A 24,309-nucleotide genomic window follows, 5' to 3' on the forward strand; every position below is an offset into this window, starting at 1 on the left:
CATGGCCTTTCATACTATCAATGGCCGCAGCGTCGCTTACCGATTGCTCGGCTCGGATGTGAATCCACTTATCGTGCTAGCGCATCCACTGGGCATGAGCCAAGCCGTGTGGGACGACATCATTCCCGCGCTGCTACCCCGCTACCGGGTGCTGACCTGGGATCTTCCCGGCCACGGTGCTAGTCAGGCAGCCAGCGGTGCACAAATCACTCCCGCTGATTTAGCCGCTGAGGCTCTAGCATTGGCAGAGCTGGCGGCTGCTGAGCGCTTTCACTTTGCCGGTACGTCCATTGGCGGTGTCGTCGGCCAGCAGTTGATTGCTGAGCATAGCGACCGGCTGCTCTCCGCTACGCTGACCAATACTGGCGCAGTGATCGGCAATCCTGATCTCTGGAACACCCGCGCAGGCCGAGTGCGCCAGGAAGGCCTGGCAGCGATGTCTGAAGAAATCGTGCCGCGCTGGTTTGCACCACAGGCGTTTGAGGAAAGTCCAGCGCTGAAAGCAGGATGGTGCGTACAAATGGGCCGTGGCGACGATGAGTCCTACGCCCAGCTATGCGAAATGCTTGGTCGTAATACGTTCTCTGGAAAGCTTTCTGGTAAGAACGCCCCTCATAAGGTCGTTCCTAATAAGGTCAAAGTACAGCTGTTTGGCGGCAGTGAAGATATGGCCACGCCGCCCGCAACGTTGGAAGCCTTGGCTGCGGAGCTAGATGGCGCACCGTTGGAGATATTTGACGGTGTGGGGCATGTGCCGTCGGTAGAAGCTCCGGTGCTGTTCGCGAAAAAGCTCATTGCTGTGCTTTCCACCGACTCGAACCACGGTGTGGCGTAAGCCTCCGGACTGGAGACTCGCAAACAGTTATAGACGGAGAGAAATATTCCTATAACCGCATACCCGTCATGCCCACTAAGCGCTAGAGACACACTACGATACTATAGCGTTTGGTGGGCATGACGTTAGCGTTTCTATAGATTCGACGATATGCCGCGCTCGTTAGCTATTAAGAGCCTGTAAGAAAACGCGGCGGAGTCGATAGAGCAGAGCTGTTATGCGTCACCTTCGTGTATAGATGAAGGATGACCGCATAATGGCTTCACATGGATATCCATATAGGGAAACAGCGGCAAACCGCTAATAAGATCGTGGAGTTCAGCATTGTCACTGACGTCGAAGATGCTGACGTTGGCGTAGCTGCCAGCGATCCGCCATAGGTGGCGCCATTTGCCTTGCCGTTGTAGCTCCTGAGAGTAGGCTTTCTCCTTTGCTTTGATGTCAGCTACTTGCTCGGCGGGCATATCCGACGGCAGCTTTACGACCATTTCTACATGAAACAGCATTGCACTTCTCCATGGGTAGTTGTGCTACAGGTATTCGCGCTACAGAGTGTTTTTTCGATTTAAATAGGCTTGTCGCCAGCGCACGATTTTAACCTCGGCGAATAGCCCCGCTTGGTGAAATGGATCGGACTCGATGAAGTGCTCGGCCTCCTCGCGGCTATCCAAGTCGACTAGGTAGATACCGCCAGACGCCGTTTCGCCATCATCGGAAAGCTTGGCGCCACAGGCCAATAAGGTCACTACGTTGGCATCCAGATACTCCAGGTGCGCTTGGCGTACCTCCAGGCGTAGTGCCTGCTGGCCGGGCTTGTCGAAAGTTTCGATCAAAAAAGGCATGGGGCAGTCCCGTAAGTCAAGAGTCGTTAAGCGTAGATAAGAATGGTTAGGCGCCGAGGTAGCCCCAGATCAGCATCGCGCTGGCGTAGATGACCCCGAGGTAGATTAGGATCAGCACCATGTAGCCCATCACATCACGTAACTTCAAGCCGGAGATGGCTAACACCGGGAGGATCCAGAACGGCTGAACCATGTTGCTCCATTGGTCACCAATTTGGACGGCAAGCGCCGTGGCTGCCTGGGAAGCACCAAGTTCTGTGGCGGCTTGAACCATAACAGGACCTTGGACAGCCCATTGGCCGCCACCGGATGGTGCCAGCAGGTTGATGATGGCGCCGCTGATAAATGACCAGATAGGCAAGGTTTGCGCACTGGAGATATCAACGAAGGTATTGGCGAACGAAACCACCAGCCCTGACCCCACGAGAATTCCCATGATCCCCGCGTAGAAAGGGTACTGCACGATGATGCCAGAGACGATACGAATCCCATCCGTCAAAGCGGCTAGGTAGTTGGCAGGCGAGGCAAATAGCAATATACCCAAAAACAGGAAGGCGAAATTGATGGTATTAAGGTTCAGCGAACCGCCATCGAATGCATACAGTGCAATATACAGCATGCCTAGCGCGCCAATGCCAATGCCCACCACTTTGCTGCGATTCAAACGTTCGGCGATGGTGGTTTTTGTGTCGTTGGGAAGCGGAGCTACGGAGGGCTTGGCTACCGTGGTTGGGTCGATTTCGACGATATCTTCGGCGTGCTTGGGATGCAGCCAGGCATTGAAGAAAGGAAGAGTGAGAAGAATAAGAGCGCTGGTGATCAAAAGAATGGGCGAGAAAATTGTTTCGCTCAGTGGGATTAATCCAATCGTATCCTGAAGAAAGTGCCCTTCGGTGGCGATCAGTAGCGGCACGCTGCCAGACAGGCCGATACCATAAAGAGCAAAGCCAGAATACGCCGCAGCGATCACTAGTGGGTAATGTAAGCCTTTCACGTTAAGCGCCAACTTCTGGGCGACTATACCGCCGATGACCAAGCCGAAACCCCAGTTTAGCCAGCTACCGATACCTCCCACCAGAGTGGCAACAACAATCGCGACGAAGGGCGTTGTGACGCGTGCTGCGACGCGGTTGAGTATGCCGTCAACCAAGGGCGTTTTGGCCAGGATATAGCCCGCTAGAAGGATGACCGTCATTTGCATGCTGAAGGCCAGCAAGTCCCAGAAGCCATCGCCCCAATAACGCACCGCATTTAAGGGGCTGGTGCCCTGCATTAACACTGCCAGGAGCATTGTGAGCATGGTTAGAAGGATCGCGATGACGAGAGGATCGGGCATGTAGCGGTTAACGAGCCGGGTGAAGAAATTTGCCAGCGCATTCATAGGAAGCCCTCTTATTGTCGGCGTGCCTGTCATTGTCTACTATGTACGCATAGCGCACATAAGTTCGTTTTTCGTGAGTGATCTTTGACTCACGACTAGTTTTATTCAATGCGACATTTGTCTAGGTTCACTTGAATGATCTCCGAGCCAGACGAAGGAGGAAGTACTGATGCAGGACGATTCATTGCAAGCTGCTGTGGTAGGTGCGGGAACCATGGGCACCACGCTGGCCAAGTTAATGGCGACGCATGGTGTCAAGGTCACTGTGGTTGATACCAACCCGAAGGTACTGGAAGCCAGTCGCTTGAGTGTGGGGGAGAGTGCTGCAGTTATTTGCTTTACCACGGATTTGGAGGTGGCGAAGAGTGCTGATTTTGTCATTGAGAGCGTGACAGAAGACGTCGAGATTAAGCGAAAGGTCGTGGCGCAAATCGAGTCTGAAGTGGCCGATACTTGTATCATCGTGACCAATACATCGGGTATTCCGATTGATGACATCGGCAGTGCCATGCGTGTGCCGCAACGGTTCCTGGGGACGCACTTCTTTAATCCGGCGGATATCATACCTGCCGTGGAAGTGGTGCCAGGCAGCCATACCGAGGCGGCAGTAGTGGAAAAGGTGTGCGGTTGGCTAAAGCGTTGGGGGAAACGCCCTGCGGTACTGAATACCTGTGTACCTGGCTTCGTCGCTAACCGGATCCAGCATGCGGTTATGCGTGAATGCCTCTCCCTGTTGGAAAAAGGGATAGTGGAGGCCGAGGCGCTGGATGATATCGTGCAGTACTCCATTGGTGTGCGTATGGCGTTGAACGGCCCCTTATGTCAGCGCGACCTTAACGGGTTGGACACCCACCTGAATATCGCCCATTACCTCTATGCGGATCTCGAAGCACGTCAGCAACCTGCCGATCTACTTGAAGAGTACGTTGCCCAAGGTCGCCTAGGTGCCAAGGCTGGGCAAGGTTTCTACCAGTGGAGTGATGAGACGCGCACCCAGCACCAGGCCCGGGAGCGGGAAAACCTGCAGCGTATCATTGAAATCGCTACCCAACATGCCGGTGGAGACAAGTCATGAATCAGCCTCGCTGGAAGAAACGTCCTGAAGGTAGCAACTGGGGCGAGTTTGGCCCTGAAGATCAACTGGGGCGAGTCAACCTGATCGGCACCGAACAGGTGCTCAAGGGTGTGAAGGAAGTCCACGAAGGGGTGACATTCTGCTTGTCGTTACCTCTGGATATCCCCGGCGGAAAGGTGTTGAACCCCCGTCGTTCGCCTCCGAAGCTAACCCCGACAGCTCTGGGTGATGACCAGTACATCAACTTTCCCCTGGCGACTCATAGCCCCGCGCTGCATGACGTTATTAGTGACGACCAGGTTCAGCTATCGTTGCAGTACTCCACGCAGTGGGACTCCCTGGCTCACGTGGGCGCTCTGTTCGATGGCGATGGTGATGGCACGCCAGAACGCCGCTACTACAACGGCTACCTGGCCGAGAAGGATGTGCTCGATCTGAGCGGAGAATCGGCCCAGTGGCACGACTCCTATGCTAGACGCCTGGGAGTCGAGACACTGGCAACACATGGCATGCAAGGCCGAGCCGTATTGGTCGATTTGGTGAGAGTTTTCGGTGCGGGAAGAACGCTGGTAGGGCACCTGGAGTTGATGGAAGCGCTGAAACAACTGAACGTGGTGGTGGAGCGTGGCGATATGCTGGTATTGCGCACAGGGTTCGCCGAGGCGTTGTTGGATATGCAGGGTACGCCGCAGCCAGAGGTGCTGAAAAACACCGGGGCAGTGCTTGATGGCAGTGATTCAGCCTTGCTGGAGTGGATCACTGAAAGCGGCATTGCGGCGATCTGCGCGGATAATTATGCGGTGGAAAACTTAGACCGTGAGTTGGCGTCGAGCTGCTGCTCTAGACTTCCATTGCACCATCATTGCCTGTTCAAACTCGGATTGCCGCTGGCGGAGTTATGGTATCTGAAAGATTTAGCGGAATGGTTGCATAGCCGCCAGCGCAACCGGTTCTTGCTAACGGCGCCACCACTTCGGCTGCCAGGCGCCATTGGCTCGCCGGTGACGCCTGTGGCAACCGTATAGTGATGAGTTTGCTGTTGCGCTGGAGGGCGTTAGAGATACCTTCGACAATGGGAGTGCTTACGCCTGGGTGATAAGCTCTTAGGTCTGATCAATTCGACCATTGAGGCAAACTCACAGTGAGCAGAAAGATTTGGCTGTATGCGCTGGTTCTGGCCTCTTTAATCGTGCTGAGCCTTTTGGGGTTATGGTGGTTATGGCATTGGCAATACAGCCACGCCGAAGCAGATGCCCAGCGTCACGCAAATACGCGTCTAGCGCTCTACACCAGCAGCCTGCAAGGTGCGCTTGAGCGCTTTAACTACCTGCCTGACTTACTGGCCCAGCAACCTTTAGTCCAGGCTGCCCTGCGCGAACCTAGTGAGCTATTGTTGTCTCCTGTTAATCAGCACTTGGCAGAGGTCGCTGAGCGTTCGGGCGCTGACGCCATTTTTCTGATGAATGAGCAAGGTGTCACCCTGGCCAGCAGCAACTATGCACTCGAGCAAAGTTTCATTGGCCACGATTATCACTTCCGCCCCTATTTTTACGATGCCATGCAGAGCGGTAGCGGTGAATTCTTTGCGATCGGTGACACAACCGGACAGCCGGGGTATTTCACCTCTTATGTCGTTACGCTTGGCGACGACACTGTCTCTGCGGGTGTCTTGGTGGTTAAAGTCTCACTGGAAGCGCTTCAAGAGGATTGGCGTCGAGCACAAGAAAACGTCATTTTGTCGGATGCCAATGGCGTTGTGATACTTTCTAGCCGCGAGCAGTGGCGGTTTCAGCACATAGATGGGCTTTCTGATGATGCATTGGCGCAGATTAGTGCCCAACGTCAATTTCTCGATAAACCGCTTTCCCCACTCGGCCAGCGCCTGCATGACGATACGCTGGTAATAGGCAACCAAGCACAAGGGGGAGGCGAGCGTTTTCTGGTCGCTTCCCTGCCGCTTGCTACACTGGGTTGGTCGATGCATTATCTCAGCCCGGTGCGCCCACTTTATATCAGTGCTCGCAATGTACTTCTGGCGGGCTTAGTCACGCTTTCCGCTCTTTTGTTGTTTGGCTTGTGGTTGCGTGAACGCCAAAAACGCCAACACATGCGCGATGCTCAGGCGAAAATCATCCAGCAAACCAATATTCGCTTGGAAGAACGTGTCCAGGAACGCACTCAGGCCTTAGAGGATGCGCAAGCTGAACTGGTCCAAGCGGGTAAATTGGCCGCCTTGGGTACCATGGCGGCAGGCATTGCTCATGAGCTTAATCAACCCCTTTCAGGCATCCGTACTTATGCTGCCAACGGTGAGCGGTTGTTGGCGCTCGGCCGTCAGGAAATGGCAGGCGACAACTTCCAACGTATTCAGGTATTAAGCAAACGCCTCGCTCGGCTAATCGAGCAGCTAAAGCTGTTTGCTCGCAAGGGCGAGAGCCGCGAGAGTGTGGATCTTCCGGCCAGCCTGCACTTCGTACTAGAGCTACTAGAGGAGCGTTTCCAGCAGCAAAAAGTGCGTTTGGAGCGTGACGGTGATTGGCAACAGTCACTCTGGATACGTGGCGATGACGTTCGCCTTGAGCAGTTGCTTACAAACCTGCTGCGTAACGCGCTGGATGCGTTGAACGACATACCCAATGGCATCATTCGTCTTCATGTTGAGGTAACTACGGAGCAAGTGCGATTGACGATCCATGACAATGGCCCTGGCTTGCCTCAAGAAGTGATCGAGCAGATGTTCGACCCATTCTTTACGACTAAACCGGTTGGGGAAGGCTTGGGGCTGGGGCTGTTTATTAGTTACGGCATTGCTCAGGATCTTGGCGGTAAGCTCAGCGCTGGCAATCACCCCGCTGGGGGCGCTTGGTTTCGTCTGTCATTACTGCATGGTGAGGAGACACCTTCATGACGCAAGCACCTTCTAGCACCTCAGCTCGACTATCGGCTGCTTCTCTGCCCGTCTGGCTAGTGGACGATGAAGCCGATGTCCGTGACTCTCTTAGCCAATGGTTGGAGGTGTCGGGATTAGAGGTTCGCACGTTTTCACGCGCCGGTAAGGTGCTGAATGCACTTCAAAACGGCCAGCCGTGCGGTGTCGTCGTCAGTGATATCAAGATGCCCGAGATGGATGGCTTGGCCTTGTTTACCGCCGTGCAAGCACTCGATACGCCGCCTCCGGTGATTCTGATCACAGGCCACGGCGATGTCCCCATGGCGGTTGCGGCGATTCAGCAGGGGGCTTGGGACTTTGTGCAAAAGCCCTTCGATCCTGAACGCCTCGAGGAGTGTGTGCGACGAGCGCTAGAGCATCGTGCCCTGGCGCTGGAAAACCTACAGTTACAGCAGGCATTACGGCATAACTATTTAAGCACGCGCCTGCTCGGCGACTCTGCGCTGATGCAACTACTACGGCGCCAAGTGGAAAACTTAGCTGCTAGCCGCGCCAACGTGGTTATCAATGGTGAAACGGGCAGCGGCAAGGAAGTCGTGGCTCGCGCCTTGCACGACTTTGGCAGCGGTAGCCAAGGCGCTTTTGTGGCGTTGAACTGTGGCGCCATGAACAGTGAATTAATCGAATCAGAGCTATTCGGGCATGAAAAAGGCGCCTTTACCGGGGCGGGGGAGCGGCGTATAGGTCTGCTGGAAACCGCCAGCCACGGCACCCTCTTTTTGGATGAAATAGAATCACTGCCACTGTCTGCCCAGGTTAAGCTGTTGCGCGCACTGCAGGAAGGTGAAATTACCCGGCTAGGCAGCAACCAGGTTATCCACCTCCATCTTCGGGTCGTGGCGGCCAGTAAAGAGAACTTGCTGGAAATGGTCTCGCAAGGAGATTTTCGCGAGGATCTTTATTATCGCTTGGCGATTGCTGAGCTGGCGATTCCTCCCTTGCGTGAGCGCCGCGAAGATATTCCCTTACTGTTTCGCCACTTCTGCCATCAAGCCGCTGATGTTCACGAAAGGCCGCTGCGCGAACCCACCACAGAACTGCTGACCGCCCTCGGTAATCATCAGTGGCCTGGAAATCTGCGCGAGCTGCGCAATATTGCCACGCGCTTTATTCTTGGGTTGGATCTGCCCTGGCAAAGCTCGCCTACGCCGCCACATCAAGCGTCTGCGCTCTCTGTGCGTATGGAATCATTTGAGGCTACCGTCTTGAAAGAAGCGCTGCAGCGCCATAACGGCAATATTCAAGCGGTACTTGATGAACTCGATCTACCTCGCCGTACACTCAATCAGAAAATGCAGCGTCACCAGTTACGCCGTGAAGACTTTCTTGCAACCTAAACGGTTGATTCAAGAGTCAATGCGCCAGGGCTGATTCATCGGCCATTTTTTGCCGATGAGGGCAAAAACCATCGGCGAAAAATGGCCGATGGTCGTTCAAGTGTCTTCGCCTTTTGTCGTAGAAGTTAAATTCTAATGTATTGATTTTTATACTTTTGTTTAAAGTTGGCTAGCTTCTCGCTCTATTGGGGAAGGAGTAGTGATTACTCCAACAATTCCAATAAGCTGGGAGCAACACCATGCTGAAACGCCAATTTCTTAAAACCGCTCTTTGTCTCGCTACCGTCGCTGCATTCGGCGTCAGTGCCTCCGCTGTTACTGCCCAGGAATCTACCGAGGGCGGACAATACATCATGGGCACTGCCACTACTGGCGGCACGTTCTATCCGGTAGGCGTCGCACTTTCTACACTGATACGTGTCAAGCTCGAGCCTACCCACGGCATCTCCGTTTCCGCCATCAGCTCGGCGGGTTCTGCGGAAAACTTGCGCCTGATGGATGACGATCAGGCTCAATTCGGTATTCTGCAAGCACTCTACGGCGCCTGGGCATGGTCCGGTGAGGGGCCAGTGCCCAAAGCCTATGACAACGTACGCTCAGTTTCTATGCTGTGGCAGAACGTTGAACACTTTGTGATGCGCGACGCACTGGTCGATACTGGCACCATTGATGATTTGGCCCAGCTATACGGGCGCGGTTTCTCCATTGGTGCGCGTAATTCCGGTACCGAAGGCTCTGGTCGGCAAATTCTTGCCGGTCTGGACATTGATCCGGAGCAGATGGATATTGCCTATCTGGGCTACAGTGCCAGCGCTGATTCCATGCAGAACGGCAATATAGATGGTATGAACATACCGGCAGGCGTTCCGGCCTCTGCCGTGACCAGCGCCTATGCCAATATGGGCGATGACATTACCACGCTGAACGTGACCGCTGAGCAACTTGAGCGCATTAACAGCCAGTACCCAGTGTGGAGCGCTTTCGAAATTCCCGCCGACACTTACCCTGGTCAAGACTCCCCGATCAATACCATTTCCCAGCCCAATATTTTGGTGGTTAACGCCGATGTGCCTGAAGAGCATGTGTATCAGATCACCAAAGCCATGTTCGAGAACCTGCCGTTTCTAAACAACATTCACCCAGCAACGCGTGACATGGCTCTGGAAAAAGCGCTCGACGGTCTGCCGATACCACTGCATGCCGGTGCCGCGCGCTATTTCCAGGAACAAGGCATAGAAATTCCTGAGCATCTTCTCGAAAGCTGAAGGCCTATCGCCCTGCATCTGCCTGGCATAAGCCGGGCGGATGGCCTCCCTATGCCTTACTTAGTGTTATGAGGTACACCATGAGTCATTCGACACCTGATACGGTGCGCGATGAATCCGCAAGCAGCGCTTCAGAGCGCCTTGAGCACCCCTGGCTTGGGCGGATTATGAGCTTGCTCGCCATCATCGTTGCTTTCTCACATATCTATTTCAATACCCTGGGCACTGTCTCAGAGATTTGGGTTAGTGCATTACACTTCGGTATGTTCGGCCTGTTGTGCGCGCTTTCCGTGCCGATGTTCAAAGCGCGCTCGGCTAGCGGTCAGCGCTTATTACTCGCCGTTGATGTGTGTCTTGGTCTAGCCGCCCTAGGCTGTGCGTTCTATTTAATCGGCTTTGAGGATGCGCTTTATGCCCGTGGGGTACGCTTTTCCCTGGCAGACTGGATCGTGTCGATTACCGCTTTGGCGTTGGTACTAGAGTTTGCCCGCCGGACTACCGGCTGGTTTATCCCGCTGTTATGTATCATTGCGCTGACGTACGTTGCCTGGTGGGGGCGCTATGTCGGCGGGGTGTTCAATTTCCCCGGGCTGAACTGGGAAACCGTTCTGTTTCGCAGCTTCCTCGGCGGTGACGGTATGCTGGGCTCGATTGCCCGGATTTCCTGGTCTTACGTTTTCATGTTTATTCTCTTTGGTGCCTTCCTGGTTCGTTCGGGCGCTGGAGAGTTCATCATCGAGCTGGCGCGTTGTGCCGCGGGTCGCTTTGTTGGTGGCCCGGGGTTTGTCGCGGTATTCGCTTCAGGGCTTATGGGGTCAGTGTCTGGCTCCAGCGTAGCCAATACGGTCTCTACCGGTGTGATCACTATTCCCTTAATGCGTAAGGCAGGCTTTCCACCGCGTTTTGCGGCTGGCGTTGAAGCTGCGGCTTCAACCGGGGGCCAGCTTATGCCTCCCGTCATGGGGGCGGGGGCTTTTATCATGGCCTCTTACACCCAGGTTTCATATCTCACCATCATTGGTGTCGCTGCGCTTCCTGCACTGCTGTACTTCCTTTCGGTGGCCATGTTCGTGCGTATCGAAGCCAAGCGTAGCGGTACTCATCAGGTAGAAACGGAACAAGCTCCAAAGCTGATTGATGTATTGAAGGGCGGTTGGCACTACCTGCTACCGCTCGTGGTGCTGGTCGTCGCCCTTATCAATGGTTTCACCCCCACCTATGCTGCCGGTATCGCTATCGTGTCGGTGGTAGTGGCATCCTGGTTATCACGTTCACCGATGAAGCTTCAGGCAATTATCGATGCTTTGGTACTGGGCACCCGCAACATGGTTTCCACCGCCATTTTACTGCTGACGGTTGGTTTGATCGTAAATGTGGTGTCGACGACCGGCATTGGTAACATCTTTTCGTTGATGATCTCAGACTGGGCGGGCGGCAGCCTGTTAATCACCATTGTGTTGATCGCGCTGGCCTCTCTTGTACTGGGGATGGGGTTGCCGGTGACGGCCGCTTACATCGTATTGGGCACACTATCGGCACCTGCATTGTATGGTCTGATGGCACAAAGTCAGCTGTTAGAACTGATTATGGCCGGTGATTTACCTGAGCAGGCACGGGCGATCTTTATGCTTGCCGCGCCAGATGCTTTAGAAGCGCTGAATGCCCCGATGGACGCCGCCAGTGCTCAACAGCTGCTGGCAGTGGTGCCGGACGATTTCCGTTCACAACTCTACGAGCAAGCGCTTTCGTCGCACACGATATCGATGATGCTGGTGGCGGCGCACATGGTGATTTTCTGGCTATCTCAGGACTCCAATGTGACTCCGCCAGTATGCCTTACTGCCTTCGCTGCGGCGGCTATCGCCAAAACGCCACCTATGCGTACCGGTTTTACCGCTTGGAAAATCGCCAAGGGCCTCTACATTATTCCCTTGCTGTTTGTTTGGTCGCCAATGATCACCGGGACACCGGCCGAGATGCTGGTGGTATTTGCCTTCGCGTTATTCGGTATTTACGCCATTATCGCAGGGCTGGAAGGCTATCTGGAAAGCGAGTTGCCCTGGTGGCTGCGCCTAGCCATGTTCCCCATTGGTGCTTTAATGCTGTGGCCTCACGGAAACTTGCTGCTGGACTTCTTGGGCTTGGCACTGTTTCTGATGACGCTGGTGTGGAGTGCCAGACGTGACCGCCAGATGGTTCATGCGACGGCCTGACTCTAGGCGAGCATAAAGGGGGCAGCCCTCTTATAAATAGCGCTCAAATAAATGCCGCCATCTTTTGATGGCGGCATTTCAATGTAATGTCTTAATCAACGTGGGTGATGGGTTGTCGGTCGGGGTCAATATGCCAAGGCAGGCCGAGGCGTGTGTTGCGCTCTAGCTCAGCAATGACCTGCGCGCCCAGCAGCAAAATGATGGCACCGACTTCCAGGCTGAGCAGCACAATCACCAGCGTTGCTAGGGACCCGTAAACGGCGTTGACGAACGAGAGGTGAGTGAAATAGTAAACCAGTAGCAGCCGCACGCCTTCCCACAGCAGCGCCGCGACAAAGCCGCCGATGATCGCTCGGCGCAACGCGATACGCACCACCGGTAGTACCTTATAGATAGCGCTAAACAATAAGAAAACCCCAGCAAAACTGAATAAGTTAAGGACTGGTTCGGAAAACCCTGCAAACGGCAGTTCTCGCTCAAAGAGCGCCATCATCAGCGTATTGAGCGAGCTGGCCAGGGTGACTACCAGCGTTAAGGCCAGCAGCCCCGCCCCTAGCACCAACATGAAAGCGTAAGGCAGCATCACTGAAACCCACACACTGCGCTTGATATGGGGGCTTTCTGGCGCATGGAAGATAATCGCCAAGGCATCTTCGAGCATGCGAAAGGCGAAGGAGCTGAAGAGCAATAGAATGGGTAAGCTAAGGATGCCGATGACGCCGCGAGACTTCAACAAACTGCGGACGGCGTCCATCAACACTTCGGCATGGGCCGGTGCTAGGTGGCGCGCTTGTACAGCAAGAACGCTGAGTAAATGCTGTTGATCTACCACTTTTGTCAACAGCACAACCAATACTGCAAATAGTGGCACGATCGAGAGCAAAATATTATAGCCCACCCCACCGGCGAGCAGGATGCCGCGATTCTTCAGGAAGTGACACACTACACGCCAGGCAAAATGAGCCAGCCGTGGCAGCAACAAAAGTAAGGCATTGAGTGCCGTTTGGTTGCGCCCCATTGTTTGCCATTCTCCTTGTGCGCCAATGCTATGCCTTGGCGGTGTGATTGTGCAGCGACAACAAGCGTCAGTGGATAGACTGACGCACAGACCGGCAAAAAGATAGGCAATGATCGGCGTTGCGTTTATTCCTAGCACAGCGGCGCAGACCCGACCAGCTCATTGCGGCAGCGTTCAAGTGCCTGGGCAATGTAACGCCCCGCCATGCGTTCAGAAACGCCAATGCGTCGGCCGATCTCAGCTTGGGTCAGCCCCTCCAGGCGGTGCCAGGTCAACGCCTGGAGAAGCCGTGGTGGCAACGATGCCATGGCTCGCCGCAATTGGCGCTGGCATAGGGCGCTTTCGGTCGCCGTTTCTGGGCAAGAGTAGGGGCAGGCGAGGCAAAGGTGAGGGTCATCGAGTGGCTGGTGGTCAATGCGTGAGTAACAGCGGCGATGATGATCAATCATCAGGTTATTGGCGATGCGAAACAGATAGGCGCGTGGCTCTTCAAGGCCTTCGTTGCATGGCCGTTGGCTCAGGCGCAAGAACGCCTCCTGACAGAGATCATCGGCGAGGGCAGGGCAGCGAAGCCGTTGTCGTAAATAGCCATTTAGATCACCGGCGTGCAATCGATACAGACGGGTGAGGTCCAGGCGGTCAGTCATGTGAAAACGGTCATAGTGTCAGGGTCTCGAGTGATGTTGGTGCTTGTAGGGCCCGCCCTTACCGCGGGCCCGGTGGGACGGCTCAGGTTAGCTCCATTGGTTGAGTTGCCTTGGTGTAGGTGATGGGCCGGAAAGCAGCAATGGGGTTGGCTAGGTTGCCAGCGAATTTGAGATTTTTTGCTGGGTCAGCCAAATCAAGCATCTGCTGATGGTCGCTGAGCTGAAGCCTGTTTAAGCAGGAGAGGGTGAACGCTGGTGCGAACAGATCGTGCTGGTCGAATTTCTCTGCGAACTCAGGATGGTCCTGCTGGTAATCAATGACGCAGCGTGCAACTTGCTCCCAGAAGGCGTCTTCCGTTATGTCGCCTTGCTCGACAAGAATTCCCGCCATGAAACGTAAGAAACAATCAAACACATCGGTGAATATCGATAATATTTTGAGCGACTCGGGAATATCGAGGCGGATTCGCGAAATGGCCTCGGGTAGCTCCACCTCGGTATTCATGATGGCGATCTCTTCGGCAATGTCCTTCATGATGGCACGCACTGGGACGCCGTCCTTAAGCTGTAAGATCAGGTTCTCACCGTGGGGCATGAAGACTAGTTCGTAGGCATAGAAGCAGTGCAGCAACGGGCGCAGATAAACTTTTAAGTAGCGACCCAGCCAGTCAGCAGTGGAAAGTTCGGAAATAGTGATCAGTTGCGGTAGCAGCGCGCGTTGATGTGCATCGACATGTAGCAAGGCGGCCATTGTCATCAGCTGATGACCTTCGCACTGGTAGCGCATGGGGCTCTCTCGCCAAAGGCAGGCCAGCATCTTCTTGTAGGCACTACGGCTATCGAAGGCTGGCTCGATGGTATCGCGGCGAAAGCCGATTGCAGCCTCCTCGCGGAGGATCGTGAAGCTCTGGGAGCGAAGCTTAGGGTCGCCGTCGACCAATGCCTTGATCCAGTCGTTAATGGTCGGTGTGGCGCGCATGTAATTGGGCGAGAGACCACGCATAAAGCCCATGTTGAGAATCGACAGTGCGGTTTTCACATAGCGCCGATTTGGCTGGCTCACGTTGAACCAGGTGCGGATCGACTGCTGGGCCTGATACTGATCGTGGCCGTAGCCCAGGCAAACAATGCGGTTCCGCGCCACTTCAGCGGCGAAAGTGATGGCTAGTTTGTGAAACCACTGCCATGGGTGAGCGGGCATCAGCAGGTAGTCCGCGGGGTCGAGATGACGATCTTCCAACCGTTGGTGAAAGTCATTTACTGTTGCTGTGCCGAGCTCCTCGCAGAGCAGTGTCTCGTAGTCTAGGCCTTCGATGGCACTGAAATGAGCGTCTTCGCGATGTACTGCGAGCCATACCAGGGTGATGGGTGCTGCGGCCTCCGGGGCAAAGGCGTGGTAATCAACGGCATCAAAGCCCATGCGGCCATTATTAGCCACAAAGACAGGATGGCCCTCCGTCATGGCAGCCTCCAGCGTCTGGAAGTCGGCATCGGCTAACCCATCGGCATCTGGGCGGTTGCTGTCTAGCTTGTAGGCACCACCGAACAGGGTGCTGGCAATTTCTTCCAGGTAAACCGGCAGCATTTCATCGCTGATCCCCAGGGGCTGGCGGAATTCGAGGATGAAGTGCTGTGCGTCGATCTCGGCTGAGACGCCATCGACCCGCTTATCGAGGGAGTCGAGGTCGATCATCCAGTGATCCAGCGCTAGACGACGGGCGCGGAAGTGATATTCGATCGCTGTGTTCGGGGCGGCCAGCCGATAGTCGCCATTGCCTTTGGTATCCACGTGCAGTGCCTCGGGGGCTAGCAGGCGCTCATGGGAGAACTCAGCAATCGCCTTGCGGGTCAGACAGCGGTTGGCCTGAGCCCAGTGGTCGGGGGTTAGGTGGGAAGTGACCCGTGTGGGGTCGGCGGCCAGTATCTGGGTGAGGCGGGGGTTTTCGCGGCTCACCGCCGAGGCGAACGCCTGGCGGTCGCAGAAGGCGAGGTGAGCGGTCTTCTCGGGCAGCTGCACTTCGCGTTCGTAAACAAAACCTACTCGGCGGTTGAGCGGATGGATCTTGCGGTTGTTGACGTCCGGCTCTACCACGATGCGCCGTGTGTCGGGGTCTTCAAACATAAAGGCCAGGATGGTGGTGATCACCTGGACGCTGAAGCCGGTCAGCGGCGTCTTGGTAGGCGCCACCAAAAAGTGCATCCCGCGGTCGCCCTCGGCCACATCATAGTGCTCACTGATGGGATCGTGGCGAGGGTCGTAGCACTCCACCAGAAAAGCAGGTTGATCGTTGAATAGTCCTAGGTAGCCCTGTGCTTGATTGCTTTCCTGCAGGTCGCGGTAGAAGGCAAGAACGCGCTCAGCCGAGTGGCCCTGCATTCCCCAGAAACTTGCTCGGGGAGCGGTAACCCAGTCGTGTATCAGGGGCAGGTCCTCGGGTAGGTGCAGTGGGCGGAGGCTGAAGCAGCCTAGCCCTTGAGCGTGGCGGCTGTAGTTGATGCGTGTGGTCGGGGTCGGTTGAAAGAGGTTCATGGTTAGGTCCTTGCAGAAACGGGATCAGTTGGCTGCGCTTGGTGGTTCGCCGGTGATCCGGCCAGCAGCAGACGATAGGCGAGGGCGCAGAGAGCGAAACCTAGCGCCGCGACGAAAAAGGGGCTGGCCAGGCCCTGGGTATCGACCAAGCGACCAGCGCCCCAGGAGGCGATGAGCACGCCGAGACCCTGGAAGATATGGATTTTGCTGAAGTCGCTGGCGTAACGTACTGGTGTGCTGAGCTGAAATAGGCGCACTTCTAGGCGCACAGAGACGCGGAACAGTGCCCAGCCGAATAGCAGTCGACCCGCGAGAATGGCGATAATGTCGCCACTGGCTTGGAACAGGAGGCCCGTGAGGCCAATTGCCAGGGGCAGGACAATGGCCGCACCACTTGGGCGTCGGCCCAACAGGTCGAACGCCAGCAGCGCTACGGCGACACCGCCGGGAATCGCGAAGACAGCGCCAGCCAGCGTCGCACTCGGTTGGCCCGAGGCTAGCGCCCAGTACTGGGCGAAAAAGGGTCGTGCCAGATAGGCGCTGAAGGTGAACAGCAGCATCACCACACCCAAGCGCAGAATAGCGCCGTTGGCGCTCGGGGAGGTTGGAGTGGCGGGTGCCGCGTGGGGCACTTGTCCGCGGCTGAGCAACAGCAGGCAAACCGCCACCTGGAGAATATCGCTCACCGCCATCAACTGGAACACGCGAGCCGGCTGCCAGAGTTCCAGTACCAAGCCACCGACGATGGCACCGAGAATGCCGCCAGCATGTACCACCACTGAAAGCATGCCGATTAGGGTGGCGTGGCGGTCCTGGGGTTCAAAGTGCATGAGGTACGGGTAGACCAGCAGGTAACTAGCCTTTGCCACCAACATGGCCAGCGACAGCCCCCAGAAAAGCGGAAGTGAGGTGACCAGCGCGCAGGACAGACTCAGGCCGCCGGCGACGAGTTGGGTGCCCACCAGCAGCTGCAGAGTGCCGAACCGTCGGGCCAGCAATGCCCAGATGGGCAGTGCCAGCATCACCACCAGGCAGCTCATGGCCAGGTAGCCGCCGACGTGGGCGGGGTCAGTCAAACCGAATCTATCGGCAAAAAACTGCGGGTAGAAGGGCAGTAGCATGGAGTCGCTGACCACCGCCACGGCGGTGACACTTACCAGCCAGGGCGTCGGTCTCATGCAGGCTCCGCGTCCATCGGTTCAAAGACGGCCTCGCTCGGAGCGCCGAAGTGCTGGTAGGCGATGCGCTTCTCGATGGGGTAGACCTCTCTACCGGTCAAGGCGCGGATGATGCAGGCATTGCGATAGGGTCCCATGCCCAAATCCGGAGCCACCAGGCTGTGGGTGTGCAGTTCGGCGTTCTGCACGAAGAGCTCGCCGCGCCCGCCGTCGATGTCATAGAAGCGGCCTACGGCATAGCGTCCGGCGGTGTCGAAGGCGATGCGCGAGGTGATAGGCGCTAAGAAGTCTGGCATATGGTAGCGGTAGCCGGTGGCCATGATCAGCGCTGGAGTGCGGTGACGGTAGTGGCGCTGCTGCTCGGTGTGCCACAGGATCAGGTCGTACTCGCTGCGCTCGGCATCATAGCGGCAGGTTTCCAGGTTGGTGTTGGTGAGCAGGTCGGAACGGACCTTGCCGCCCAGCTCCTTGGCGTAGCGCAGGTCGTAAATCGCATCAATCAGCTCCAGGTTGATGCCCTTGTAGAGACTCTTCTGGCGCTGCATTAACCCGTTGCGGGTGGCTTCGGGCAGGGAGTGGAAGTAATCGATGTAGTCCGGCGAAGTCATCTCCAGGGTCAGCTTGCCGTACTCCAGTGGGAAGAAGCGTGGTGAGCGGGTTATCCAGTCGAGGCGATAGCCGAAGCGGTCGATGTCAGCGAGCAAATCATGGTAGATCTCGGCGGCACTCTGGCCGCTGCCAATGAGGGTGATAGCCTCCTGGCGCTGCAGCTCGGCCTTGTGCTGCAAATACTCGCTGGAGTGCAGCGGGCGTGGGTCTACTTCTCGGCAGCCCTCCGGCAGATAGGGGCTAGTACCGGTGCCAAGCACTAGTCGCCGTGCCAGATGGATCTGGGCCTCGCCGCTATGGGTGTCGCGGCAGCTCACCCGGTAAATTCCCGCGGGCTCGTCATAATCGATGCGAGTCACTTCGGTGCCGAAGCGGATGCTGTCTAGTTGGGCGGCTGCCCACTGGCAGTAATGGTTGTACTCCTTACGCAGCAGGAAGACGTTCTCGCGGATGTAGAAATTGTAGAGCTTACCCTGTTGTTTCAGGTAGTTGAGAACGCTGAAGCGACTAGTGGGGTCGGCCATGGTGACCAGATCTGACATGAAAGGCGTCTGCAGAGTGGCATCTTCAAGCAGCATGCCGGGATGCCAGTCGAAGCCGTCCTGGCGTTCTAGGAAGAGGCCATCAAGTTCATCAATTGGGTCGGTGAGGCAGGCTAGGCCAAGATTGAAGGGGCCAAGGCCAATGGCGATAAAGTCGTGGACAGTCTGTGTCATGGTCATATCTCGCTGGAATCAGGAAGCTACTGCGCGGGTTGGCGTCTGGGCATCGCACCATGCTTGGCCGTGGTGAGAGATACGCTCGATGATGGCCACCAGATCTTTGAGACTGGTATCCGGGTTGAGTAGGGTGAACTTGAGGTAAAGCCGCCCTCCGACGCGAGTGGCGGAAATTACCGCTTCGCTGTTGCGGGACAGTGTCGAACGCACGTGGGTGTTGAGCTCGTCTAGCTCTGTTTCGAGTAGTTCTGGTTCATGTCGTTCTGCTTCCTGCAGGCTCGCCGGGCGGTAGCGGAACACCACGGTGCTCATGGGAGGATCGAGCAACACCTCGAAGTCTGGGTGGCGGATCAGCTCGTTGTAAGCCTCGCTAGCCAAGTCGATGACCCGCTCGAACATCTCGCCGAGCGCATCGGCGCCCATGATGCGCAGGGTCAGCCATGGCTTGAGGGCGTCAAAGCGCTTGGTCGTCTGCAGGCTTTTGTTGACCTGGTCAGGGGTGCCCGCCTCGGCTTGGCATTGCGGGTTAAGGTAGTCGGCGTGATAGGTCACGTAGCGCAGGTCGCTGCGACGCCTTACCAGGAACGCGCTGCAGCTCACCGGTTGAAAGAAGGTTTTGTGATAGTCGATAGTGACCGAGTCTGCGTGCTCGATGCCCGCTAAACGGTGACGGTAGCGTCGCGAGCACAGCAGCCCACCGCCGTAAGCGGCATCCACGTGCAGCCAGATACCATGCTCCCGGCAAAGTGCGGCGATCTCCTCAAGGGGGTCGATGCTGCCGAAATCGGTGGTGCCAGCAGTGGCGACCACAGCGATGGGAATCAGGTTCATCGCCACACACTCTTCTAGGCGCGTCTTGAGGGACTCGGGGCTCATACGGTAGTGGTCGTCGCAAGCCACCGGCATCACCGCCTGATAGCCAAGCCCAAGAATTGCCGTCGACTTTTGCAAGCTAAAGTGACTGACCTCCGAGCCGAGAATGCGCAGTCGCCGAAAGTCTGCCGACAGGCCCTCATGCTTATTGCCGCCGTGCCCCTCAAGAGATGCGCCGTAATGGTCTCGGGCGATCATCAACGCCATCAGGTTCGATTGGGTACCACCACTGGTGAAGACGCCGTCGGCGTCCTGGCCTAAGCCAATGCGGGCAGCGGTCCAGTCGATGAGCGACTGTTCGACGAAGGTGCCTCCGGCGCTCTGATCCCAGGTGTCGAGGGATGAGTTGATCGGTGAGAGAATCGCCTCGGCGAGGATGCCTGGTAGCACAACGGGGCAGTTGAGGTGTGCCACGTAGCGAGGATGGTGGAAGTAAACGGCATCATCCAAATAGAGCCGTGACAACTCTTGCAGCGCAGGCTCTAGGCTGCCAAGCGGAGCGTCAAGATCGATGGCCTGGAACAATCCGCGCAGCTCTTCTGGTCGAGCGCCGGTGAAGGGGCGGTCTACTTGGGCGACCTTGCGCCTTACTAAGTCGATGCAACGAGTGGCCTGTTGCCAATAGGCTTCTGAATGGTCGGCATTGAACAGTTGGTTTGTTGCCAGCGGAGCGAATGCGCTGCTGAGGGACTTGCTCTCGTCTAGAACCTTTGTCGTCATGGTGTCATCTCGTTTATCCGTTGCGCTGCAAGGCAGTAGGTTCGCCGGTAGCTATTGATTGCGTCTCTTGCTGTGGCGCCGAGTGTTAGTAACGCCATTAAATTTCATGAAATGATAATCATTACATTTTGTTCATAACACACGACGTATCAGCCGTCGCTTTCTGAACCGGCAGAGGCAATTTTTTTGTAAGGTGGCGGGCGCCAGCGTCTAACGAGGAAAAAGAGGGCACATGAATGTCGCGATCTATAGGCGTCAGAAGACGCCTACCTGGTCATCACGAGTAGGTGTTAATTGATAATTGCTAGAGGGGCTTCTTAAAAGAGTTTAGTTTAATATCAGCTTAACCAATGCATACATTACTTTCCTGGTCTTCAAATACCGGTATTGCGTCAAGTTTATCGAAGGCGCCCGTTAAACAGTTGCCTGTTTTAATATCAAACGCTGCGCCATGAGCACTGCATAGCAAACGGCTTCTATCTGACGAAATGATACTTTCCGACCGGTAATTTAATGGTAAGTATTGGTGGGGGCAGGCATTAACGTAGCAATAAATGACACCATTTATGCGCGTTATAATGACGGGGAAAGATTCATCGTTACTGATAACTTCTATGCAGTGTGCATTGCCTTCTTCTATAAGATGAGAAGGGCAAACAATAGCCCCCTCTTGGGGGGCATTTGCATAATTACGCCAAGCGTCTTGCACAGTGTTTCCTTTTCGTCAGCGCTAATTTTGTTATTTAGCATTTTTTCTATTCTGCAGTACTTTGCAGCACGCCTCGGTTAATTTGGTCCTCTTCGATGGATTCGAAAAGTGCTTTAAAATTGCCCTCTCCAAAACCATCATCGCCTTTACGTTGGATAAACTCGAAGAAGATCGGACCAATCACTGTTTTTGAGAAAATCTGTAGCAAAATTCTAGTTTCACCACCGCCCACGACACCTTCGCCATCAATCAAAATGCCGCGGTTACGAAGTTTATCGAGAGGTTCCTGGTGATCTTTTACGCGCTCAAGTGATTTTTCATAATAGATGCTCGGCGGGCCAGGCATGAATTCAAGCCCCGCGTCAGCGATTAAATCAGTGCCGGTGTAAATATCGTTCGTTGCAATGGCGATATGCTGAATACCTTCGCCGTTATACTCGCGCAAGTACTCTTCAATTTGGCTGTGATCGTCGGCACTTTCGTTAATCGGAATACGGATTTTGCCATCGGGAGAGGTTAATGCGCGGCTAGTAAGACCGGTGACTTTACCGGTGATATCGAAGTAGCGTATTTCACGGAAGTTAAAGGTGTCGTGATAAAACTTATACCACGTATCCATATTGCCGCGAATAACGTTATGAGTGAGGTGGTCAAGATAGTAAAAGCCAAACCCTTTAGGCTTAGGGTTTACCTCATCTAACCACTCAAACTCATTTGAATAACAGCTGCCTTTTTCGCCATACGTATCAATAAAGTAAAGCAGCGAGCCGCCAATACCAACAACTGCAGGTGCATCGATGGATTTATTGCCAGTGAACTCTTCAGCCCCTAACTCAACGGCACGTTTTAGGGCGTGCTGAGCATCAACAACGCGCCAAGCCATGGCCGGTGCACAAGGGCCGTGCGCCTCAATAAACGCTGACGCGTGGGAGTTAGGCTCGCTGTTAAGCAGATAGTTAATATCACCCTGACGATAAACGGTGATTGACTTATCACGGTGCTTTGCAACGGGGACGAAGCCCATTTGCCGAAACAGGCTGTCTAACTTTTCCGGCTCAGGATGGGCAAATTCAACAAATTCAAAACCATCGGTGCCCGCTGGGTTTGCATCGCTTATGGTTACTTTTGGCGCGTCATGAGGAAAAGGTCCCATCGCTGTCTCTCCTATTATTATCTTGTAAGTGAACAAGCTCAGTATAGGGAAGAGGCGGTGCAATTAGGTTGCAAACTAACCTAAGATATCGCCAAATAGCGCACAGCTTGTGCGCAACTGGAGTGTTCTATGCACGGGATTTCTTTGGATCGATATGATCTTGCAATTTTATCAGTATTGCAGAAGAACTCAGCCCTCACCAATTCAGAGTTGGGAGAACGGGTCAGCTTGTCTCCCTCTCAGTGCTCCCGGCGTAAAGCGCGGCTAGAAGCCGAAGGGGTGATTAAGGGATATTCGGCGAGGCTTGATGCCTCCCGCCTGGGGTTTGGCTTGCGTGCGATCACTCGCGTTAATCTCAAAGCGCATGGTGAGAGCATGGATGATGATTTTGTAACGTTACTGACGAAGCACGCCATGGTGCGTGAGGCTTATTCTGTGTCGGGGGATGCGGACTATGTATTGCACGTTATTGCCAAGGACCTCACCGAGTTTTCAGACTTTATTCACCACCATTTATTACCTCATCCTAATGTCACCCAGGTTCGCTCTGAAATCATACTGCGTAGTATGAAAGAGGAGCAGGGGCTGCCGGTGAGTGGTGGCTAGGCGATGTCCGAAATCACTGATTTTTCAGGCAAAGCCTAAGTAGCTACGTTAGTTTTGTGCGGTGAGGGTTCTATGCGTCTTAAATTTTATTGTCAGAATCGAATCGGCATTCTTCGCGATATAGTGGCCCAGTTTGCTGACTACCGCATAAATGTCGCGCGGGGCGAAGTTGGTGGGGAGCAGGGCAATACCATCTATTTGCATGTCCCGAAGTTGCTTAATGCTCAACTGATTACGCTTAAGCCGGCACTGGAAGCTATTCCAGGGGTGTTTGGCGTCAAACGCGCGAGCTTGATGCCCAGCGAGCGTCGTCATTTGGAGTTGGATGCATTGCTGTCTTCGCTTTCTGACCCCGTTATGTCGATAGATATGCAGGGCCGCATTGTAGCGGCCAACCGTATCGCCGTTCAGGTATTGGGGGTGCGCGTTCAAGAAGTACCCGGGCTATCGCTGGATCGCTACCTTGACGAAGTCGACCTTCCCGAGGTGATTCGCCGCAACAACTCACGTATCAATGGGCTGCGGATCAAGCTGAAAGGCGATACCTATCTCGCCGATATTGCGCCACTGCACACCGAAGACACCAAGGTGGATTCATTAGCCGGGGCGGTGGTGACATTGCATCGTGCCGACCGTATTGGGGCACGTATTTATCAGGTGCAGCGCCAGGAACTGCGTGGCTTTGAGGCCATCTTTCAGTCGAGTTCGCGATTGGCCGCCGTGATCAATGAGGCGCGGCGTATGGCGCCACTGGATGCCCCGTTGCTGATTGTAGGAGAAACGGGGACTGGGAAAGAACTGGTCGCCAGAGCCTGCCATTTGGCAAGCCATCGCGGGCAAGCGCCGTTTGTGGTGCTCAACTGTGCTGGGCTGCCAGAATCAATGGCCGAGACAGAGCTTTTCGGTTACGCGCCCGGTGCTTTTGAAGGCGCTCGGCCAGAAGGAAAACTTGGCCTTCTGGAGCTTAACGAAGGCGGCACCGTGTTTCTCGATGAAGTCGGTGAAATGAGCCCACGTCTGCAGACAAAACTGTTGCGTTTTCTTCAGGATGGCGGCTTCCGGCGTGTGGGTAGCGACGAGGAAACCTTCCTGGATGTCCGGGTGATCTGTGCCACTCAACAGAACCTGCCGCAGTTATGTAGTGAAGGGCTGTTTCGGCTGGATCTTTATCACCGACTTAATGTGCTGTTGCTACAGGTCCCTCCCTTACGTGAATGTTTGGATGGTATCGAGGAGTTGGCTGCCTATGTGCTTGATCGTGCGGCGCGTCAGATAGGCTGCCCTTTGCCTGAACTTTCACCTGCTGCGTTGGAAAAAATCATCCGCTACGACTGGCCGGGCAATGTGCGTCAGTTGGAAAATGTGTTGTTCCAGGCGGTGTCGCTATGTGAAGAGAAAGCCATTCAGCCGGTGCATTTGCGTCTTCCTCACAGTGAAGTATCGCCTGAGCTGGCGGGTATTCCATTAGAGGGAAGCTTGAGCGACATGTTAGGCGAGGTGGAAAAGAATATCTTGAGTACGCTGTATCAGCAGCATCCCTCCAGCCGCCAGTTAGGCAAGCGGTTGGGTGTTTCCCACACAACCATTGCGAATAAACTCAAGCGTTACGGTATTGGTGCTCAAGATGGCACTTGAAACCGTACCTGGAA

At 55.1% G+C, this 24,309-nt stretch carries 20 protein-coding genes; 9 read left to right on the forward strand and 11 right to left on the reverse strand.

Features of this window, described 5'->3' with window-relative positions; genetic code table 11:
- The first annotated feature begins 1 nt into the window (after position 1).
- Positions 2-835: an alpha/beta fold hydrolase gene (locus JFC11_RS04885; RefSeq protein ID WP_232482773.1), complete on the forward strand. Its 834-nt coding sequence runs from the start codon at positions 2-4 to the stop codon at positions 833-835.
- Positions 836-1,050: 215 nt separating this feature from the next.
- On the opposite strand, the gene catC is transcribed toward JFC11_RS04885, so the two are convergent.
- The 3 genes from catC to JFC11_RS04900 are packed head-to-tail and all read right to left on the reverse strand — an operon-like array spanning position 1,051 to position 3,058.
- Positions 1,051-1,341, reverse strand: a complete 291-nt coding sequence (catC, locus tag JFC11_RS04890) for a muconolactone Delta-isomerase (RefSeq protein WP_198348857.1) — start codon at positions 1,339-1,341, stop codon at positions 1,051-1,053.
- A 39-nt stretch (positions 1,342-1,380) separates the two neighbouring features.
- Entirely contained in the window at positions 1,381-1,677 is a 297-nt protein-coding gene (locus JFC11_RS04895) for a YciI family protein (protein WP_198348858.1), read from the reverse strand.
- Between the two features lie 46 nt (positions 1,678-1,723).
- Positions 1,724-3,058 carry a short-chain fatty acid transporter gene (locus JFC11_RS04900; protein ID WP_198348859.1) on the reverse strand — a complete coding sequence of 445 codons (1,335 nt, stop codon included), beginning with the start codon at positions 3,056-3,058 and terminating at the stop codon, positions 1,724-1,726.
- Between the two features lie 169 nt (positions 3,059-3,227).
- Between JFC11_RS04900 and JFC11_RS04905 the strand changes: the two genes are divergently transcribed.
- From JFC11_RS04905 to JFC11_RS04930, 6 genes are all read left to right on the forward strand, one after another.
- Complete coding sequence (locus tag JFC11_RS04905) at positions 3,228-4,133, forward strand: 3-hydroxyacyl-CoA dehydrogenase NAD-binding domain-containing protein (protein WP_198348860.1); 906 nt, start codon at positions 3,228-3,230, stop codon at positions 4,131-4,133.
- Positions 4,130-5,158, forward strand: a complete 1,029-nt coding sequence (locus JFC11_RS04910) for a cyclase family protein (RefSeq protein ID WP_198348861.1) — start codon at positions 4,130-4,132, stop codon at positions 5,156-5,158. Before JFC11_RS04905 ends, JFC11_RS04910 begins: the two co-directional genes overlap by 4 nt.
- 116 nt (positions 5,159-5,274) lie before the next feature.
- Positions 5,275-7,041 carry a sensor histidine kinase gene (locus JFC11_RS04915; protein WP_198348862.1) on the forward strand — a complete coding sequence of 589 codons (1,767 nt, stop codon included), beginning with the start codon at positions 5,275-5,277 and terminating at the stop codon, positions 7,039-7,041.
- Positions 7,038-8,420 (forward strand): sigma-54-dependent transcriptional regulator, encoded by a 1,383-nt coding sequence (locus JFC11_RS04920; RefSeq protein ID WP_198348863.1) that lies wholly within the window; start codon positions 7,038-7,040, stop codon positions 8,418-8,420. Before JFC11_RS04915 ends, JFC11_RS04920 begins: the two co-directional genes overlap by 4 nt.
- A gap of 239 nt (positions 8,421-8,659) precedes the next feature.
- Complete coding sequence (locus tag JFC11_RS04925) at positions 8,660-9,685, forward strand: TAXI family TRAP transporter solute-binding subunit (RefSeq protein ID WP_198348864.1); 1,026 nt, start codon at positions 8,660-8,662, stop codon at positions 9,683-9,685.
- A gap of 80 nt (positions 9,686-9,765) precedes the next feature.
- Positions 9,766-11,898 (forward strand): TRAP transporter permease, encoded by a 2,133-nt coding sequence (locus tag JFC11_RS04930; RefSeq protein WP_198348865.1) that lies wholly within the window; start codon positions 9,766-9,768, stop codon positions 11,896-11,898.
- Positions 11,899-11,989: 91 nt separating this feature from the next.
- Here JFC11_RS04930 and JFC11_RS04935 read toward each other — a convergent pair whose 3' ends face one another.
- The 8 genes from JFC11_RS04935 to hppD all read right to left on the reverse strand — a co-directional run bounded on the left by JFC11_RS04935 (position 11,990) and on the right by hppD (position 22,054).
- Positions 11,990-12,916 (reverse strand): YihY/virulence factor BrkB family protein, encoded by a 927-nt coding sequence (locus JFC11_RS04935; protein WP_198348866.1) that lies wholly within the window; start codon positions 12,914-12,916, stop codon positions 11,990-11,992.
- A 131-nt stretch (positions 12,917-13,047) separates the two neighbouring features.
- On the reverse strand, positions 13,048-13,563 hold the full coding sequence (locus JFC11_RS04940; protein WP_198348867.1) for an RNA polymerase sigma factor: 516 nt from the start codon (positions 13,561-13,563) through the stop codon (positions 13,048-13,050).
- Positions 13,564-13,645: 82 nt separating this feature from the next.
- The gene (locus JFC11_RS04945) at positions 13,646-16,093 is read right to left on the reverse strand and encodes a GNAT family N-acetyltransferase (protein ID WP_198348868.1); all 2,448 of its coding nucleotides are present in this window, start codon (positions 16,091-16,093) and stop codon (positions 13,646-13,648) included.
- A gap of 2 nt (positions 16,094-16,095) precedes the next feature.
- On the reverse strand, positions 16,096-17,271 hold the full coding sequence (locus JFC11_RS04950) for an MFS transporter (protein WP_198348869.1): 1,176 nt from the start codon (positions 17,269-17,271) through the stop codon (positions 16,096-16,098).
- Positions 17,268-18,596, reverse strand: coding sequence for a lysine N(6)-hydroxylase/L-ornithine N(5)-oxygenase family protein (locus tag JFC11_RS04955; protein WP_198348870.1), 1,329 nt, complete (start codon positions 18,594-18,596; stop codon positions 17,268-17,270). The genes JFC11_RS04950 and JFC11_RS04955 overlap by 4 nt, the downstream gene beginning before the upstream one ends.
- Before the next feature lie 18 nt (positions 18,597-18,614).
- Positions 18,615-20,192 carry a pyridoxal phosphate-dependent decarboxylase family protein gene (locus JFC11_RS04960; protein WP_198348871.1) on the reverse strand — a complete coding sequence of 526 codons (1,578 nt, stop codon included), beginning with the start codon at positions 20,190-20,192 and terminating at the stop codon, positions 18,615-18,617.
- A 343-nt stretch (positions 20,193-20,535) separates the two neighbouring features.
- Positions 20,536-20,901: a Rieske (2Fe-2S) protein gene (locus JFC11_RS04965; RefSeq protein WP_198348872.1), complete on the reverse strand. Its 366-nt coding sequence runs from the start codon at positions 20,899-20,901 to the stop codon at positions 20,536-20,538.
- A gap of 46 nt (positions 20,902-20,947) precedes the next feature.
- Positions 20,948-22,054 carry a 4-hydroxyphenylpyruvate dioxygenase gene (hppD, locus tag JFC11_RS04970; protein ID WP_038479155.1) on the reverse strand — a complete coding sequence of 369 codons (1,107 nt, stop codon included), beginning with the start codon at positions 22,052-22,054 and terminating at the stop codon, positions 20,948-20,950.
- A gap of 129 nt (positions 22,055-22,183) precedes the next feature.
- On the opposite strand from hppD, the gene JFC11_RS04975 reads away from it, so the two are divergent.
- Entirely contained in the window at positions 22,184-22,660 is a 477-nt protein-coding gene (locus tag JFC11_RS04975) for an Lrp/AsnC family transcriptional regulator (RefSeq protein ID WP_038479152.1), read from the forward strand.
- A gap of 72 nt (positions 22,661-22,732) precedes the next feature.
- Positions 22,733-24,295, forward strand: a complete 1,563-nt coding sequence (locus JFC11_RS04980) for a sigma-54-dependent transcriptional regulator (protein WP_198348873.1) — start codon at positions 22,733-22,735, stop codon at positions 24,293-24,295.
- Positions 24,296-24,309: the final 14 nt, after the last annotated feature.

It is taken from the genome of Vreelandella alkaliphila (genome assembly GCF_016107625.1).
Classification (GTDB): domain Bacteria; phylum Pseudomonadota; class Gammaproteobacteria; order Pseudomonadales; family Halomonadaceae; genus Vreelandella; species Vreelandella alkaliphila.

Bases quoted from the DNA above. Each gene is read 5' to 3' on its own strand.
- JFC11_RS04885 (WP_232482773.1), top strand. From the start codon at position 2: ATGGCCTTTCATACTATCAATGGCCGCAGCGTCGCTTACCGATTGCTC.
- catC (WP_198348857.1), bottom strand. From the start codon at position 1,341: ATGCTGTTTCATGTAGAAATGGTCGTAAAGCTGCCGTCGGATATGCCC.
- JFC11_RS04895 (WP_198348858.1), bottom strand. From the start codon at position 1,677: ATGCCTTTTTTGATCGAAACTTTCGACAAGCCCGGCCAGCAGGCACTA.
- JFC11_RS04900 (WP_198348859.1), bottom strand. From the start codon at position 3,058: ATGAATGCGCTGGCAAATTTCTTCACCCGGCTCGTTAACCGCTACATG.
- JFC11_RS04905 (WP_198348860.1), top strand. From the start codon at position 3,228: ATGCAGGACGATTCATTGCAAGCTGCTGTGGTAGGTGCGGGAACCATG.
- JFC11_RS04910 (WP_198348861.1), top strand. From the start codon at position 4,130: ATGAATCAGCCTCGCTGGAAGAAACGTCCTGAAGGTAGCAACTGGGGC.
- JFC11_RS04920 (WP_198348863.1), top strand. From the start codon at position 7,038: ATGACGCAAGCACCTTCTAGCACCTCAGCTCGACTATCGGCTGCTTCT.
- JFC11_RS04925 (WP_198348864.1), top strand. From the start codon at position 8,660: ATGCTGAAACGCCAATTTCTTAAAACCGCTCTTTGTCTCGCTACCGTC.
- JFC11_RS04930 (WP_198348865.1), top strand. From the start codon at position 9,766: ATGAGTCATTCGACACCTGATACGGTGCGCGATGAATCCGCAAGCAGC.
- JFC11_RS04935 (WP_198348866.1), bottom strand. From the start codon at position 12,916: ATGGGGCGCAACCAAACGGCACTCAATGCCTTACTTTTGTTGCTGCCA.
- JFC11_RS04940 (WP_198348867.1), bottom strand. From the start codon at position 13,563: ATGACTGACCGCCTGGACCTCACCCGTCTGTATCGATTGCACGCCGGT.
- JFC11_RS04945 (WP_198348868.1), bottom strand. From the start codon at position 16,093: ATGAACCTCTTTCAACCGACCCCGACCACACGCATCAACTACAGCCGC.
- JFC11_RS04950 (WP_198348869.1), bottom strand. From the start codon at position 17,271: ATGAGACCGACGCCCTGGCTGGTAAGTGTCACCGCCGTGGCGGTGGTC.
- JFC11_RS04955 (WP_198348870.1), bottom strand. From the start codon at position 18,596: ATGACACAGACTGTCCACGACTTTATCGCCATTGGCCTTGGCCCCTTC.
- JFC11_RS04960 (WP_198348871.1), bottom strand. From the start codon at position 20,192: ATGACGACAAAGGTTCTAGACGAGAGCAAGTCCCTCAGCAGCGCATTC.
- hppD (WP_038479155.1), bottom strand. From the start codon at position 22,054: ATGGGACCTTTTCCTCATGACGCGCCAAAAGTAACCATAAGCGATGCA.
- JFC11_RS04975 (WP_038479152.1), top strand. From the start codon at position 22,184: ATGCACGGGATTTCTTTGGATCGATATGATCTTGCAATTTTATCAGTA.
- JFC11_RS04980 (WP_198348873.1), top strand. From the start codon at position 22,733: ATGCGTCTTAAATTTTATTGTCAGAATCGAATCGGCATTCTTCGCGAT.